The sequence below is a fragment of the Chitinophaga alhagiae genome, from assembly GCF_003568665.1.
Lineage (GTDB): Bacteria > Bacteroidota > Bacteroidia > Chitinophagales > Chitinophagaceae > Chitinophaga > Chitinophaga alhagiae.
Window position 1 is genome coordinate 630934 of sequence record NZ_QXMH01000001.1, and the last position, 17096, is coordinate 648029.

Consider the following 17096-nt stretch of genomic DNA (forward strand, 5'->3'; position numbering starts at 1 on the left):
AGTATTCAAAATAACTGATATGGATTATTTAACAGGAAGCGCCCGAAATCAAACGCAGTTCTTTGACCTTCCGTTCCTTTGATTTGATATATTCGTCAAACTGGTAGTAGACATCCATCTTAGACCTTTTGCTTTCCTCTTCTTTTTCAGCTGCTTCATTGACACGTTCCTCCACTGATGTGATTACCAAAGAAGGCGTGAAGGTTTTCCTTACGAATGCGCCTTTGTCCGGCATTTTATTTCGGATGGCATGTGTCACCAGGTCTTCCGCTATCCTGAATTGTCGCCTAAGCTCAATGTTGAGTTCTTCATGATTACCTACTTCGGAGGGCAGTTCATCGGAAATACAGCGCTGCTTTTTATTCCAGTAAGCTGGTGGAATTTTGATGCCGGTATGCAGCAATGTTCTTTGTTCGGCTGTGTAACAGTATTGCATGAATACGGTAGCAGTACCGTCTTCATGCATTCTTTTTGTGCGACAAATCAGCTTGATCGGTAACCTTATGACCCTGACATTTTAAAGACCGTGACCCGGGTCGAGTTGCAGGTCGAGTTTTTAAATTGTCAAGCTGAAATAAAGGTAGGAAGAACGTGCGGTGAAGTTGTTGTTAAATTCTGAAAATCAACCCGTTAAAAGTAAAATGGATCAGGTTGAGAAATTGGGGAAGACGTAAAAGAGCAGAACGGTATTATAGGGTATTGAGGATCATAGCTATAATGATGGCTTAAATTTGACATATAAAGGGGCGGCCGCCTTCTTATCGCCTTGTTGTCGGCTTGGCACCCCGGGCTTATCGGCTTCTTGTCGCCTTGTTATCGGCTTGGAACTCCGTATGCGGAAGTTGTATGCGTAAACTTAGAATCCCCCAGGAATTTGACTTGATCCCATCTTTTCAAATCACTTTTCTTAAATGAAAAGTATGTTAACCTCCGTAAAGATCATTGAAAACAAAAGGGAACTCGGCTAAATACTCGACTAAAAACAGAAAACCCGCGCCAAGCGCGGGTCTCTTCTAAATCGTGCGGACCGGACGGGACTCGAACCCGCGACCTCCGCCGTGACAGGGCGGCATTCTAACCGACTGAACTACCGATCCTCACCACAGACAAGCCTTTCAGCCCATCTGTTGTTCCCCTTCGGGGCTGCAAATATAGAAATATTTATTTCAAATAGCCAAATTTTTACGCATAAAAATCCCCTCCATATCAATACAAAATTACCCCCTACCCACCTTCCAGCTCATGGGAAGGCGAATTTACCAGTGAAAATTTAATTTTTATTTTACTAATATTGGCCGTAGCTAATTCCACAATTTTAGGTCAGATGAAAGACAGGCACTCCGCGCAGACGAAGCATAACCTTTCGATAACATTCGCTTTCTAATTTTGCGTTCATCATGGAGACTAGAGTGAACCACATGGCGCCGGGCCTGATGCTCCGGTTCAAAAAGGGCGAGGAAGAGGCTCTCCGGGAACTACTCGGCATCCTTGGCCCAAAAGTATTGGGATATTGTAAAAAGAAAACGGGGAACGATGAAGATGCGGAAGAACTGACGCTGGACATCTTTCTCAAGCTCTGGCATTTCCGGGACAAGCTGGACCCTGAAGCCAACCCGGAAGTACTCATTTTTACGATTGCCCGCAACCATATCATCAACTTCATGCGCAACAAGGCCTTGCGCCAACTGGCTGCTGCCAGCCCGGTAGAGGCCGCCCTGCACCAGGAAGACAGCATTCTCCGCAAGCTGGACTACAATGAATTGTACCGCCAGTACCAGCAAATACTCGGTAAACTGGGAGATAAACAGCGTACCGTATTTAAAATGAGCCGCGAAGAAGGCCTCACCCACCGCGAAATAGCAGACCGGCTCGGCATTTCCATCCGCACCGTAGAAGCCCATATCCACAGCAGCCTTAAAGTGATCAGGGCTGAGCTGAAAGACAGCTATATACTCCTGGTGCTCCTCTTCCTCCGCTAAAAAAATTTGAAGACCGGCTAAGTAGTGCCGCCGTTTTTCGTGTATATATGGGAAAGAAGCTTCTCTTGCCATATGAGTCAACACCATTCCGCGCGTATCAGGGAACTATACGAAAAGATACAGCAAAACACCGCTACCCCGGAAGAACTGCGCCTTTTTCTTGAACTGACGGAAAAGGAGGACCAGCAGGAAGCATTGCCTTTCCAGGAGTGGGAGCAGGCCCATCCCCGGCAGTTACCGCCGCATCTGCAGCAACGCATCCTCCGCAAGGCCGCGCCCCGTCAGCCGCTGCTCCGCCGCCTGCTGCCCTATGCCGCCGCCGCGGCCGTGCTGCTGGTGGCAGTACGGTTGTTATGGCCCTCTCCCTCCCCGCAGTCCGCAGAATGGCTCACCGCCAGCACCGGAGACGGAGAGATCAGGACCCTCCGCTTGCCAGACAGCTCGGTGGTAACGCTCAATGCCCGCTCCAGCATCCGTTACAACCTGTCCGCCACCGGTGCTGCCCGCACGGTGTACCTGCAGGGGCAGGCCTTCTTCGATGTAAGGCAAAACCAGGAGCGTCCCTTTGTAGTACACAGCGGGGAGCTTTCCACACAGGTGCTCGGCACGTCGTTCGATATAAAGTCTTACCCAAGAGAAAAACCGCGTATAGCCGTACTGACCGGTAAAGTAAAAGTGGCCGACCCTCACGGCGCCAGCATTGTACTGGCCAAAGGAGAACAGGCATCCTATAATACAGATAATGATGATTTCAGCAGCGCCACCGCAGATCCCGCGCTGATGAGCAACTGGCAGCAAGGTATCATTAATATGAACAACCTCACACTGCAGGAAGTAAGCGCCGTACTGGAAAGATGGTACAGCATCAGGGTGGTGCTGGAAACACCCGGTATAGGCAACTATATGCTGTCAGGCACCCAGGCCAACACTTCCCTGAACAGCACACTGGAGTCCATTTGTTTCATTTTCCAACTGCAATACACGCAGGATGGCAACACCGTTCGTATCCGCAAAAAATAACCACCTAACACGCTCAAAACAGAATGTATGAATCCAATTTTACAGAGAAAGCTGCAGCAACTCAGGCTGCTGCTATTCGCTATTCCGCTGCTGGCGCTTGCCACGCCTGTTCTGGCGCAAGGCACGGATGCACAGACCGTTAACATTTCGGTAAAGAACGCCGGGGTAACGGAAGTATTCCGCAGTATTGAAAAACAGACTACGTTCAGGTTCCTGTATGACAAATCGCTGGAAGCGGCTCCCCGCAACCTCACGCTGAACTACAAAACCATTACCGTAGAAAAGCTGCTATCCGAGATCGGCAAGCAGGCCGGGTTACAGTTCAAAACGGCCGGCAATAATATTTCCGTAACCGTGCGCGGCCAGCAGCCAGCCGGCACAGCGCCTGTGAACAACGGTAAAAGGGAGATCTCCGGTATTGTGAGAGATACCACGGGCCAACCCATGGTGGGTGTTACCATTATGATAAAAGATACCCGTAACGGTACGGGTACAGACATTAACGGGCGTTATATTCTTTCTGTAGAAGACGATGCGGTGCTGGTGTTCAGCATGATCAGCTACCGCAAACAGGAGGTTCCGGTGAGCGGCCATACCAAGCTGGACGTGGTGATGCATGAGGCCTCATCAGCCCTGGAAGAAGTGGTGGTAGTGGGCTTTGGCCAACAAAGGAAGGTAAGCCTGGTAGGCGCGCAAACCACCGTTTCGCCCAAAGACCTGAAGCAGCCGGTTTCCAACCTCACCAACTCCCTTGGCGGCCGCATTGCAGGCATGGTAAGCGTGCAGCGCAGCAGCGAGCTGGGGTATAACGATGCCAACATCTACATCCGCGGTATTTCCACCTTCACCAGCAGCCTCAGCGCGCCGCTGATGCTGGTAGACGGGGTGCCGCGCAATATTGCGGAACTTGACCCGGAAGACATCGAGAGCTTTTCTGTACTGAAAGATGCGTCTGCCACTGCTGTATACGGCGTTCGTGGCGCCAACGGCGTGATCCTTGTTACCACCAAATCCGGCAAGGCCGGTAAAACATCCTATAACATCCGCTACACGGAAGGCTTTACGAACTTTGCCAAGCTGCCCTCCTTTGCAGATGGCGCTACCTACATGGAAATGTCTAATGAAGCCCTTACTACCCGTGGCAATACGCCCCAGTATGCTGAGGAGGCCATACAAAAAACAAGGGACGGCAGCGATCCCTACCTCTACCCGAATGTAGACTGGTTCAAGGAGCTGTTCAACAAACACGGCCGGCTCCGCAATGCCAATGCCAATATCAGCGGCGGTTCAGAAAGGGCTGTATATTATGTGGGCCTTGGTTTTTATGATGAAATGGGCCTGTATAATATTGACGAACTGTCCAAATACAATTCGTCCATCTTCAAAAAAAGATATAACATTACCTCCAACCTCACGCTGCAACCGTCGTCTACCACTACTGTAAAGCTGGGTATCAGCGGTTATCTTAATAATATCAACCTGCCCACCACCGGTGTGAACGATATTTTTGCGGATGCCTACTTTATGACCCCGGTGCAGATCCCGCTCCGCTATCCCGATGGCAAAATAGCGGACGTACGCAGCGGCAGCCTCTCCAATCCCTGGGCCAGCCTTACACAAGTGGGTTATGCCAACCAGTGGAGGAGCCAGATCAACTCCAACCTGCGCCTTACGCAGCAACTGCCCTTCATCACCAAAGGCCTCTCCGTTACCGGCATGTTCGCTTTCGATGCGTACAACTACACCAGCAACCGTTACACCAAAACGCCGGATACATGGCTGGCCATTGGCCGGGACACGAACGGAGAACTGATGTTTGAGCAAACCGCCATTGGTACGGAGTTTCTGGCCTATACCAAGTCTAACCAGGGTGAGCGCATCATCTATTCCGAACTGGCCCTCAACTACAACCGCAGCTTCGGCAAACACGATGTAAGCGGCATGCTGCTCTACAACAAGAACGACAAGATCAACACCTTTGCGGGCAACCTTGAGGAGTCTATGCCCTACCGCTTTCAGGGCCTGGCGGGGCGCGCTACCTATGCGTACAACAACCGGTATTTCCTGGAAGCCAACTTCGGGTACAACGGCTCTGAAAACTTTTATCCTGACAGGAGGTACGGCTTTTTCCCTTCAGGCGGCATTGGCTGGGTAATCTCCGAGGAAAATTTCTACCGGCCTATCAAAAGCATCATCCCGTTTTTCAAGGCCCGCTTCTCTCACGGCATAGTAGGCAACAGCCAGATAGACGGCAGAAGGTTTGCGTACCTGGCTACCGTAGCCAATACCGGTACCTATTCCTTCGGCAAAACACCTACCAACTCTTTTACCGGTAAGGAAATAGGTGAATATTCCGTAGACGTGCAGTGGGAAACCTCCCGCAAAACCAACCTGGGCTTTGACATCCGGGTACTGAAAGAAGCGCTCTCCGTACAGGTAGACCTGTTCAAGGAATACCGCAGCGGCATCTTCCTCCGCCGCCGTTCCCTGCCGGCCTATATTGGCATGATCAACGCACCGTTCGGCAACGTGGGCATTATAGAGAACAAAGGCATAGACGTTTCGTTGACTTATAACGATATGATCGGGGACGTTTCGCTTCAGCTGATGGGTAACTTCAGCTTCAACCGCAACAAGGCGGTAGAGAACGATGACCCGGCCTGGAAATATCCCTGGCTGAACCGCAAAGGCCAAAAGGTGAACCAACGCTTTGGTTATGTGGCACTGGGCCTTTTTGAAAGCGATAAAGACGTGGAGAACTCACCCCGCCAGACGGGCGATGTACGCGCCGGCGATATCAAATACAAAGACATCAATGGCGACGGCGTAATAGACTCTTATGACCAGGTACCCATCGGTTATGGGGACGTGCCCGAGATCATGTACGGCGCCGGCTTCACCATTGGCTATAAAGCCTTTGCCATCTCGGCCCTTTTCCAGGGCGCCGCCAATGTAGATGTGCTGCTGAGCGGTGAAGGCACCATGCCGTTCCAGCAGGGCCTTGCCCGCGGCAACCTCTTCAGCAACATTACAGACCGGTGGACGGAAGATAACCCGAACCCCAACGCATTTTATCCGCGGTTAATGGCGGGCTCGCTGAACGACAACTATGCCGCCAGCACCTGGTGGGTAAAGAACGCCAATTATGTACGCCTGAAAACGCTGCAGCTTAGTTACAACCTGCCCGCTGCATGGATGCGGCGAATGCGCCTGAAGTCTGCCAGCCTGTTTGTACAAGGCGTAAACCTGTTCACGCTGTCCCCCTTCAAGTTGTGGGATGTGGAAGTAGGCAACGGGCGCGGCGCCGCCTATTCCAGCACGCGTTCCTTCACTGCCGGTATAGCCGTGAATTTCTAAATCCATTATGATCTTTTAATCAGCTACTGATGAAAATATTACGTTTTAGCTTGCTGCTTATTGCCGCTGTGTCTGTTTTACCAGCTTGCAATAAGGACTTTTTGAACCAGGTACCGGATGACCGCATCACCATAGACCAGGTATTTGCCCGCCGCAAATACGCTGAAGAATACCTGGCCAATATCTACAATACATTGCCCAATGATGCATACCGCAACACGTCTCCCTGGGAGGGTATGTCTGACGATGCGGACATCACCTATGACCGGCCCGGTTCCGGTTATGACAGCTACCCGGCCAACCTGGGCAACTGGAGCGCCGCTTCCAACTACTTCAATTACTGGCCCAAATATTACCAGGGCATTCGCTCCGCTACCTATTTTATGCAACGCATTGGAGAAAATGTGGAAATACTGGCGCTTCCCAACGGCCACGATCTCATTGAACAATACAAGGCGGAAGCCCGCGCCCTGCGTGCTTATTACTACTATTGCCTGTTGCGCCAGTATGGCCCGGTAATTTTGCTGGGAGATACGCCTATTGCCGGGGACCTGGCCCCTTCCGCGGAAGAGATGCAGTTGCCCCGCAGCAGCTACGACGAATGTGTAGATTACATTGTATCTGAGCTGGACCTGGCCGCGCAAAACCTGCCCAAACATTTTACCGCGCAAAGTGAAACGGACTATGGCCGTGTTACGCAGGCCTTCTGCAAAGGTGTGAAAAGCCAGGTAACGCTGCTGGCGGCCAGCCCTCAATTTAATGGCAACACTGACTATGCCGGGTTCAAAAACAAAGACGGCAAACAGCTCATCAGCCAGCAGTACGATGCCAATAAATGGAAACGCGCGGCAGATGCGGCCAAAGAACTGATGTCGGGTTTCGGCCTGGCGCTGTACCGCAAGAATGATGCGGGCGGCAATTTTGACCCCTATCTCTCCACCCGCGATGTGTTCCTCGACCCATGGAACACTGAAGTGATCTTTGCCCGTACTACCAACGGCCTCAGCGGCTGGGAGCGTTCCGTTTCCCCGCGGCTCTGCAATGGCTACGCGGCCGTTGCCGTTACGCAACAACTGGTAGACGAGTTTGAAATGGAAAATGGCAAAGGGATCAGGGAAACAGGCTCCGGCTATGTGGAAACCGGTTTTTCCACCACCGCCACCCAATATACGCTCAAGGGCACCTACAATATGTACGTAGGCCGTGAGCCCCGTTTTTACGTGAACGTAAGTTACAACGGCAGCCCCTGGATCAATACCAGCGAAGGCACCAAGGTGATCGAAACATTCTTCACCGGCAACACGGGCAAAAAAGGCTCCTGGGACCATCCCCGCACCGGGTATATTGCCCGCAAGAATTTGCACCCCAACAGCAACCCGCGCATCAGCCAGTACGTGGCGCGGCCTTTCGTGATGATGCGCTACGCCGAGTTCCTGCTCAACTATATTGAAGCGCTCAACGAATACGATCCCGGCAATGCGGATATTGCCCAATACCTTAACGAGATCCGTGACCGCGCGGGCCTGCCGGATGTGGCGCCGGGTTTGGGGCAGGATGACATGCGCGTAAAGATCCGGCATGAAAGAAGAGTGGAACTGTGCCTGGAAAACCTCCGCTACTTTGATACCCGCCGATGGAAAATTGCGGAGCAGACGGATGGCGGCCCCTTCTACGGCATGAATGTAGACGCAGGCACAAAGCTGACAGACCTGGTGTTTTACCAGCGTACCGTGTTTGAAAGGAGGGTGTTCCGGAAAAACTACTACCTGCAGCCGATCCCCCAGTCTGAAATAGACCGGGACCCTAACCTGGTACAAAATCCCGGATGGTAATTATCACAAACCGTAAATCTTACAGATCATGAAACAATATATTCTCGCTCCTTTCTGCGCCGTAGTGCTGCTCAGCAGCTGCGGCCGCAACCGGGACCTGATAAGCCATATATCAGACAGCACTGCCGTGGTGTACATGCCGCAAGCCGCCCGGCTGCCGGCAGACTTCACTTTTGACCGTGATGAGACCACCGTACAGATCACCTATGGCGCCTGCTATGGCGGGCCTCACTCTCCCGAAGGTGACATACAGGTACAGTTCTCCACAGACCCCGCGCTCGCAGGCCATTTCAACAACGAACACTTTACCAGCTACCCGCTGATGCCAGACGGCAGCTATGAGCTGGAACAGACCAGCGCCGTTATTCCCGCCGGCAAAGTGAACACGGCTCCCTTCAACATCACCCTGCATCTTGACAAGCTGGACGGTGTGGGAGGTTACCTGCTGCCTGTTACCGTACAGACCAGCGCCAAGGTGAATGAAAAACTGCGCACCACCTTCTTCCTGGTAAAAGCGCTCTACAACACCAATCCCTTTCCGGCGCTTGACAGGGCCGCTTGGAACGTGACCGGCTTCTCCTCCGAAGAAAAGACCGGGGAAGGCGCTGCCAACGGCCGTACCATTCACGCCCTTGACGGCAACGATGATACTTTCTGGACCACGGAATGGAAAGCCGCCAAACCCGGCCCTCCGCACCACATTGTGGTAGACATGCAAGCTGAAAACAAGGTCCATGGTTTCACCTTCACCGGCCGTACAGACAAAAACACCGGCAATGTGAAAACCACCGGCAATCCCAAGAACATCATTGTGGAAACAAGCCTGAACGGTACTATCTGGAATTACGAAGAGAGCTTCACCCTGGAGAACGTCAAGCTCAGTACCTTTTACCTCGCCTACTCCCAGCAGGCCCGGTATTTCAGGATCACCATCAATACCAGCCAGGGGGATGTATATTTGACCAATATTGCTGAAATAAATGCGTTCTGACCTGCATATGAAAAAATTGCTTTGGAGCACCGCCCTGCTGCTGGCCATGGCCTGCGGTAAAAAATCAGGCCCCGCGCCAGATAATCCTGAGCCGCCCCCACCGGCGCCGCAGGTAAAGGTAATGACCTTCAATATCTATGGCGCGCGCGCTTCTTCCGGCACGCCCGCGGACCTGGCAGTGCTGGCAAAGATCATCAATGATGAAAAGCCCGACCTGGTAGCGCTGCAGGAGGTAGATGTGCATACGCAGCGCACCGGCAAAGACATGCACCAGGCCAAAGACCTGGCCGCGCTTACCGGTATGGAATGGTTCTTTGCCAAGGCCATAGACCAGGGTGGCGGGGAATATGGGGACGCAGTGCTGTCAAAGCTGCCCATCAAGAGCAGCAAACGCTATGCATTGCCCGTTGCTCCGAACGTGAGCGGGGAGTTCAGGTCTGTGGCCATGATCAAGGTAAACAAGGAAGGGAAGGATTTCTATTTCGCCTCCACACACCTTGATCACTTACAACAGGAAGACAGCCGGATACTGCAGGCGCAGGAACTCAAGAAGATAGTCACCGCGCTTGACCTGCCGGTAGTTATGGGCGGGGATTTCAACGCGCTCCCTGAATCACAGACCATCGGCATCCTGAAAGGGTTCATGAACCTGGGCTGCCTGCAGCAATGTCCGCTCACTTTTCCTTCAGACAAGCCCAACCGCACCATTGATTACATTATGACGGCGCCTACCGGCAAGTTTACGGTAACGTTTTATAATGCTATTACGGGGTATCACGCGGAAAAGAAAGTCTATTCATCAGATCACAGGCCGGTGGTGGCCAATATAAAGATCAACTAGGTATTGATCCCTGCTACCTGGAGGGGCTGGCCGGAAAGAACGGCCAGCCCTTTATTTTATGCGGGCGGCATTCACTTCCGCCAGTGTATGCAACACGATCTTTTTACATTTTACCTTTTGCTTCGGTTCGCTTCCCCTGGCCCCTTTCAGCCAGATAAGCAGGCCTGTGACCGGCAGGGAAGCCGCCACCAGACAGGCCAGCAGCGCCAGCAATTTGGTGGGCCAGCCAAAGATCTCGCCGGTATGTACCGGGTATACGGCGCGCCGCACCTTCATGCCCGTGCTCTGGTCTTTATACAGCCGCTTCTGCAGTAGGTTGCCGGTACCCTGTTCATAGTAGATGAAGTCTACCACATTGGTGATCCGCGCCTCGTAACTTTCCTTGGTAACGGTAACGGCTATACTGTCAGACGGCGGGAACTGGATCACCATGGACCCTTTATAAGCCAGTTCCTGGTTAGCCTGCTGGTACACCCGTTCGTAAAAGCCGGCGCCCCCAGGCTGCATCACCTTGTTGGCAGGCGCCTTGTAGGCCACCATGGGCTTGCCGTCAAAGAGCAGGAAAATACCATTGTTGAACCATTTATAACTCCAGGTAAGACCGGTAAAGGCAATCACAAAAATGACCAGGTGTACGTAAAAGCCGCCCACCGCATGCAGGTCCCATACTACCCTTTTGAAACTTCCGTTCCATTTGATGGCTATTCGCTGGCGGAAATACTTCCAGCGGCGGGGCCACCACAGCACAATGCCGGATATGACCAGCACCAGGAAAATGAGGCAGCACACCCCCGTAACGGCCTTGCCCAGCTCGTTAGCCAGCAGGTACCGGTGAAGGTTAAGCAATATGCGGAAAAAACGCTTTTCAAAGTCTGCCGCCCTGACAACGGCGCCGGTATAGGGGTTCACCGCCAGCATCCAGGTAACCGTGCCTTCCTTGCCAAAAAACAGCATGGTACGGTTGGCGGCATGCGGTTCCATTTCTACGCGTACCAGCTTCATGGCGGGGTTGAAACGTTCCGCCTGTTTCTTTAAACTGTCTATAGGCAGGCGTTGCGCGCCCGGTTGTACATAATACAGGGAGGGGCTGGTCAGTGGCTCCAGCTCTTTCTCGAATACCAGTACGGCGCCGGAGAGGGTGACCACCAGCACAACAAGGCCGGAGACAAGCCCCAGCCATAGATGTAATTGCCGTATGATCTTTTTTGCCGTCATCAGAAGGTATATGCTACAGACGTTAGCCAGTTACGCGGCGCGCCGGGGAACAGGCGCAGGTAATCATACCCGCCCACCCAATGCGTTTTATTCAGCACATTGTTCAGGTTGAACTGTATCTGGAACTTGTCTACCCTGTAATATACGGCGGCGTTCAGAATTTCGTAGGCCGGCAGTGTCTGGTCCACATTGGAATCCATAAACCGCTGTGTCACAAAGTTGCCGCCCGCGCCAACACCGATGCCGCGCAGCACGCCGCCGGAAATGGTGTACTTTGTCCAGAAAGAGCCTTGGTGCTGCGGTGCGCCGGGGCTCTGGCGGCCAACTTCCTTGGGTTTGGTGCTGGCTTTGATGGGCATATCGTTATAGGCATATGCCAGGGTGATGAACCAGTCTGGCGTCAGCTGGCCTTTTACGTCCAACTCTATACCTTTAGACTCCACATCTATGGCCCGCAGCAAGTCCGGCTGCCCCTGCGCCTGGGCGTTGATCAGCATGTTTTCCTGGTAAATGCGGTAAACGGCCAGCGTGGCGGAAAGCCTGTTCTGGAAAAAGTCACCTTTGGCGCCCGCTTCTATCAGGTTGCTTTTCACCGGGTCAAATGGCCCGCCGGCGTTCGGGTTTGTAAGACTTACGGAAGTTTGCGGGTTATACCCTTTTGAGTACGTGGCGTAGAGGTTGATGTCTTTAGTAACACTGTACACCAGGCCCAGCCTCGGAATGATCGCATCCTGCTTCACCACTTCCTGCGTGGGTTTCTGATAATCTTTCCAGTCGCGGTAAGCATCATACCGCAGGCCCAGCAAAGCCTGAAAACGGCCTATCTTGATCTGGTCCTGCACATAGATGCCATGGGCGTTGTACAGCGTAGGGTCATAAGCGGCTTTTACAAAAAAGTATTTGCTCATGTCGTACAACTGGTAGGGGCTGGCGGCGGTCAGGTCAAAATGTGGTACGTTGGGTACGGGGCGCCTGATGCCGTTGACCGTTTCATAAAGAAAACGGCCCGGTTGCGCGGCATTGTAGCTGCCCGCCCCCGTATTGGTGTTATTACGGTAGCCGCTGGCGGTGAGCTGCGATGCGCCCCAGGGCGTTTTGGACTGTGCAAAATCATACCCCGCCAACAGCTTATGGTTGACAGGGCCGGTGTTAACATCAAAGGTGAAATAGGAGGAAATATTGTCGGAGAACATCCGGCGGCGGCGGTCAAACACCTGCATTTCCACCAGTGTGGGGATGGGGAGGCCTGCGCTGTCTTTGGCGTAGGTGTTGGAGCTGCGGTGCTCCAGCAGGTCTTCGTCCCAGGCGGTGCGCAGGTAGGCAAGGTTGAAGTTCACCTTGTCTGAAAATTTATGGATGAGGGAGGCCGTGATCATCAGGTTATCCTCATTCAGCCGGTCGTTCACGGCGTTGAGGCTTTTTGAAATGGGTGTAGAATAGATGTCGTTGTTGCCGAACACGGCCTGCCCCCTGTCAAGGCGGCTCATGCTCCGGTTGTACACCACGTCAAAATTCACCTGGGTTTTATCTGTAGGGATGAAAGAAATGGACGGCGCCACAATAAAGTTCTTGTCAAACTGCAGGTCACGGAAGCTCTGCGCATTTTCGTACCCCAGGTTGAGGCGGTACAGCAGCGTTCTGGACTCATTCAGCGGGCCGGTAAAATCGGCCTGGGTGCGGAAGGTGTTGAAGCTGCCGGTGGTAAAGCTGATGCTCTGCCGTTTTTCCCGCAGTGGTTTTTTGGTAACGCGGTTAATGATACCGCCGGGAGAGCTGTTGCCGAACAACGCGGCGGCCGGGCCTTTGATCACTTCTACCCGTTCCAGGTAGTTGGTGAGCGGCTGCTTCCAGAACCCGGTGATGGTACGGAGGCCGTTGAGCAGTTGAACAGAGGAGTTATTTTGCGTGCGGAACCCGCGGATAGTAAAGTCGTCATAAGCTGTGTACTGGTTCACCCCGCTCATGTACTTCACTACGTCTCCCACGCGCATGGCCTGCTGGTCATACATCAGCTCTTTGGTAACGTAGCTGATAGACTGGGGCACATCCTTCAAGGCCGTGGCCGTTTTAGTACCAACAAAAGAATTTGTGTTCTTGTAGCCGGACTCTTTGCGGCCGGTGATCTCTACAGATTGCAGCTGCTCCGCGGAAGATGTGAGCACTACATCCACCACCCTGGTTTCACCGGCTTTCACGTCTATACTGCGCGTAGAAGGCTCATATCCCAGGAAAGTAAAACGCAGGGTGTATTTGCCGGGAGCCACCTCGCTAAAGGAAAAGCGCCCGTCTGCATCCGTCACGGCATTTTTTCCTTTCCCGAGCACAACGCTCACCCCGGGCACCAGGTTATTTTCCTGGTCCCGTACGGTGCCATTAACAGATTGGGCGTAGGAGCCGCCGGCGCAAAACAGCCATAAAACTATCGTAAAGATTCGCATGAGGAGACTATTTTGGTCGATTCAGGCTGCAAAGTTCCGGAACCAACCCGGGCGGGGGGTGTCAAAAGCGGAGTTTGATTTACGCAAAACGGAATTTTTGGGCCCGGGAAGGCACAGAAAAGGCTGACCCAAAAGGGATTGGGATAGAGCGCCTGCACGGCGTACTTCAGTTCCCAAACCACTTTCCGGTCAGCCTTGCTGGTATCCGTTCAACGTAAAGGCGGGGCCGTAGTTGAAAAAGAGCACAGGCAACCCCGACAGCGGGCTGCCCATGCCTGTATTGATAATTCAAACAAATCCATCCTGTGTCAAAAAGAGCCGGTCTGTTGTGTATGATAGGATATGAGTATAGTTTTAGAACCGGTGCTACCGGGAAAGCGCAGACTCATAACGTAAAATTTTACTATAAAACCGTGGGCAAAGTTCCATCGCTAAAAACCAAATACAGGGTATTTTTGTATCTTTTTATAGCACAATTGTACCTGCCGATGACCGGAGTCATAAAATAGCCTTAAATTGTCAGTACCATGAAACGGAGGAACGAGCTGGAAAAAATAGCCCTCACCCAACCAAAGTTGCTGCAAACGCTGGTGGAAAACCGCCGTGTGTTCAACCTGGACAACTGTGAGCTGAACGTTTATGAAAGCTACCAGCAGGCCTATCACATCCCCCTTACTTTTAATGACCTGGTGATCACCAGCATGGTACGGGGCAAAAAGGTGATGCACCTGTTTGACAAACCCTCTTTTGACTACCTGCCTGGTGAAACGGTGATAGTACCGGCCAATGAGACCATGATCATTGACTTCCCCGAGGCGGAACTGCAAACACCCACCCAGTGCATTGCGCTGGCGGTTGATGCGGGATATATCCACCAGACCGTGGACTATCTTAACAATTATTATAACGCCGCGGACGAAGGGCACCAGTGGAAACTGCAATTCAACCAATATCATTTCGAGAACGACACGGAAGTGAGCGCGCTTATCAACAAGCTGATCCGGATTTGCAGCAGCGGCAATGGCGACAAAAACATTTTTGCGGACCTGAACCTGAAAGAGCTGCTCATTCGCCTGCTGCAAAGCCAGCAACTGCAACAGGTAGCGCAGGAAACCGCCGTTTCCGGCAGCAACCGGAGCCGGCACCATTTTGTATTGCAATACATTCACGAGCACCTGACGGAAAAAATTGCGGTAGACGCCCTGAGCCGCAAGGCTTACCTGAGCCGGAACATGTTCTTCAAATGGTTCCGGGACCAGTTCGGCATTACGCCGCTGGAGTATATTAACCGCGAGCGGGTGACCATGGCCAAGAAGATGCTGGCCATACCCGGCAACAGTGTTAACAAGGTAAGCGCGGAATGCGGTTTTACCGATGCCAATTATTTTATCAGGATCTTCAAAAAGACGGAAGGCATTACACCCAAGGCCTACCAGATGATCTGCACAAGATAACATCCCTGTTAGTTATTACTCCGTTACACCACACAGGAAGGCTGGCCCTCCTGTATTTTGTGTATCTTTAATGCACACTGTACCTGGTCAAACAAGGAGCTTAAAAATGAATACGCATGGGGGCGCCACGTAAAGCAACGGTGAAATTGAACGTGTCAACAGCAGAGGTGCTGTTTAGGGAATACTATGCCCGCCTGTGCCACTACGCCTTCCAGTTTACGGCCGATGCTGAGCTGGCGCGGGACATTGCGCAGGAATCTTTTGTAAGCTACCTGGCCCGGCAGGAGGAAGTCTCCACTCACCCCGCCGCCGTCCGCAATTTCCTGTATACCGCTGTTCGCAACGCCTGCCTGAATACCATCCGTCATAATAAAGTGGTGGAAAAATTTATACAGGAACAGGCCGCCGGCGCTCCCGGTACGGAAGCGGCCGCTATTAACACCATCATCCGTACGGAAGTGCTCGCCGCCATTCACCGGGCTTTGGACAGCCTGCCGGAAGAATGCGCCCGCATTGTGCGCATGGGATATATTGATGGTCTAAAGAACCAGGAGATCGCCAAAATGCTCAACATCAGCGTAAATACCGTTAAAACCCAGAAACGGCGCGGTCTGCAACTGCTCAGGCTGCGGCTGCCGCCGGAAATGTACGTACTGGTAGCGTACATGTTGCTGGGGTAATGCCCCGGCCCCCTATGGCATATTGTGACCGGCCGGCACTCTCCCGACTATTTTTTCTCCGCTTGTCACCCTTTTCGCCCCGCTGCGTTTCTTAATACCTGATATGGAGCAGCAGCAACTACCACACCACATTGCAGAACTGATATTCAAGCACTTCCGGGAAGGTTTGCAGCCGGACGAGCAGGCCCGGCTGAACAACTGGCTGGCGGCCGATGAAAGGAACCGCACCCTGTTCGACGCTTTCAGCAACCCCTCCATGCTTGAAAAGGAGATGGCCTTTTTTGACCGTCTTGACCTGGATGCAGACTGGGAAGCCGTGGCCGTGCGCGCCGGGTACGACACTGGCCGCAACACCCGCCCACGCCGCCGGATGCTGTACTGGTCCGCCGCCGCCAGTATATTGCTGGCTACCGGCATCTTCCTGCTTTGGCCTGGGCGCCAGGCCGCCCCACCGGCCCAACTGGCAGCCACCGCGCCCGCCACTGCACCGCAACCGGGCGGCAACAAGGCCATGCTCCGGCTGTCTAGCGGACAAACCGTAAGCCTGGGCCACCTGGCGGGCGATACTGTGCTCAGTGAAGGCGGCTCCCGCATCAGCGGACAAAGCGGGCAACTGGTATACGATGAGGCGGCGGCCGGCGAAGCCGTTACCTACAACACCCTCAGCACGCCCAGGGGCGGCCAGTTCAGGCTCACCCTGGCAGACGGTACGCAGGTTTGGCTCAACGCTTCTTCCTCTATCCGCTTCCCCACCCGGTTTACGGCCAAAGACCGCACCGTGGAACTGACCGGTGAAGGATACTTTGAAGTGACCAAAGACCACAAGCCATTTTATGTATCCATAAACGGGATGAAGGTAGCGGTGCTTGGCACCCGCTTCAATGTAATGGGCTACAATGGCATTACCAGGACCACTCTGGCTGAAGGGGCTGTAAAAATACAGCTCCCCGGAGACCGCAGCTGGAACCTGAAGCCCGGCCAGCAGGCCGTAGTAGCCGTAGATAATAATGATGTAACAGTGACGCCCGCAGACATCGGCAAGGCGCTGGCCTGGAAAAACGGGCTCTTCTATTTTAAAGACGATGCCATGGCCGACATTATTGCCCAACTGGCGCGGTGGTACGATGTAGAGGTCAGCGTCAAAGGCCCTATGCCTGCCCGGCTGTTTTCCGGGAACATCCGCCGGCAGGCATCGCTGGCCCAGGTGCTGGACATGCTGGGCTATGTGAGCGGCGCCAAAAGTACGGTAGAAGGCAGAACGGTAACTATTCAATTTTAACGATCAACCA

At 53.1% G+C, this 17096-nt stretch carries 12 protein-coding genes and 1 tRNA gene; 9 read left to right on the forward strand and 4 right to left on the reverse strand.

Annotated features, from left to right (window positions below):
• Positions 1 to 28: 28 nt before the first annotated feature.
• Both D3A97_RS02510 and D3A97_RS02515 read right to left on the reverse strand, forming a co-directional pair.
• Entirely contained in the window at positions 29 to 505 is a 477-nt protein-coding gene (locus D3A97_RS02510; protein WP_317126377.1) for an Arm DNA-binding domain-containing protein, read from the reverse strand.
• A gap of 518 nt (positions 506 to 1023) precedes the next feature.
• Positions 1024 to 1097: transfer RNA gene (locus tag D3A97_RS02515), tRNA-Asp, on the reverse strand.
• A 300-nt stretch (positions 1098 to 1397) separates the two neighbouring features.
• Here D3A97_RS02515 and D3A97_RS02520 point away from each other — a divergent pair.
• From D3A97_RS02520 to D3A97_RS02545, 6 genes are all read left to right on the forward strand, one after another.
• Positions 1398 to 1979, forward strand: a complete 582-nt coding sequence (locus D3A97_RS02520) for an RNA polymerase sigma-70 factor (protein ID WP_119076332.1) — start codon at positions 1398 to 1400, stop codon at positions 1977 to 1979.
• A 72-nt stretch (positions 1980 to 2051) separates the two neighbouring features.
• Positions 2052 to 2999 carry a FecR family protein gene (locus tag D3A97_RS02525; protein ID WP_119076334.1) on the forward strand — a complete coding sequence of 316 codons (948 nt, stop codon included), beginning with the start codon at positions 2052 to 2054 and terminating at the stop codon, positions 2997 to 2999.
• Between the two features lie 27 nt (positions 3000 to 3026).
• The gene (locus D3A97_RS02530) at positions 3027 to 6356 is read left to right on the forward strand and encodes a SusC/RagA family TonB-linked outer membrane protein (protein ID WP_119076336.1); all 3330 of its coding nucleotides are present in this window, start codon (positions 3027 to 3029) and stop codon (positions 6354 to 6356) included.
• 101 nt (positions 6357 to 6457) lie between these two features.
• Positions 6458 to 8188: a RagB/SusD family nutrient uptake outer membrane protein gene (locus tag D3A97_RS02535; protein WP_198673834.1), complete on the forward strand. Its 1731-nt coding sequence runs from the start codon at positions 6458 to 6460 to the stop codon at positions 8186 to 8188.
• Positions 8189 to 8216: 28 nt separating this feature from the next.
• Positions 8217 to 9179: a BT_3987 domain-containing protein gene (locus tag D3A97_RS02540; RefSeq protein ID WP_119076340.1), complete on the forward strand. Its 963-nt coding sequence runs from the start codon at positions 8217 to 8219 to the stop codon at positions 9177 to 9179.
• A gap of 7 nt (positions 9180 to 9186) precedes the next feature.
• Positions 9187 to 10020, forward strand: a complete 834-nt coding sequence (locus D3A97_RS02545; RefSeq protein ID WP_157986316.1) for an endonuclease/exonuclease/phosphatase family protein — start codon at positions 9187 to 9189, stop codon at positions 10018 to 10020.
• Positions 10021 to 10071: 51 nt separating this feature from the next.
• On the opposite strand, the gene D3A97_RS02550 is transcribed toward D3A97_RS02545, so the two are convergent.
• Together D3A97_RS02550 and D3A97_RS02555 are read right to left on the reverse strand one after the other, a co-directional pair.
• On the reverse strand, positions 10072 to 11235 hold the full coding sequence (locus D3A97_RS02550) for a PepSY-associated TM helix domain-containing protein (protein WP_119076344.1): 1164 nt from the start codon (positions 11233 to 11235) through the stop codon (positions 10072 to 10074).
• Entirely contained in the window at positions 11235 to 13673 is a 2439-nt protein-coding gene (locus tag D3A97_RS02555; protein ID WP_119076346.1) for a TonB-dependent receptor, read from the reverse strand. The genes D3A97_RS02550 and D3A97_RS02555 overlap by 1 nt, the downstream gene beginning before the upstream one ends.
• Positions 13674 to 14200: 527 nt before the next feature.
• Here D3A97_RS02555 and D3A97_RS02560 point away from each other — a divergent pair.
• The 3 genes from D3A97_RS02560 to D3A97_RS02570 all read left to right on the forward strand — a co-directional run bounded on the left by D3A97_RS02560 (position 14201) and on the right by D3A97_RS02570 (position 17086).
• Positions 14201 to 15127, forward strand: coding sequence for an AraC family transcriptional regulator (locus tag D3A97_RS02560; RefSeq protein WP_119076348.1), 927 nt, complete (start codon positions 14201 to 14203; stop codon positions 15125 to 15127).
• A 116-nt stretch (positions 15128 to 15243) separates the two neighbouring features.
• Positions 15244 to 15807 (forward strand): RNA polymerase sigma-70 factor, encoded by a 564-nt coding sequence (locus tag D3A97_RS02565; protein WP_119076350.1) that lies wholly within the window; start codon positions 15244 to 15246, stop codon positions 15805 to 15807.
• 103 nt (positions 15808 to 15910) lie between these two features.
• Complete coding sequence (locus D3A97_RS02570) at positions 15911 to 17086, forward strand: FecR family protein (RefSeq protein ID WP_119076352.1); 1176 nt, start codon at positions 15911 to 15913, stop codon at positions 17084 to 17086.
• Positions 17087 to 17096: the final 10 nt, after the last annotated feature.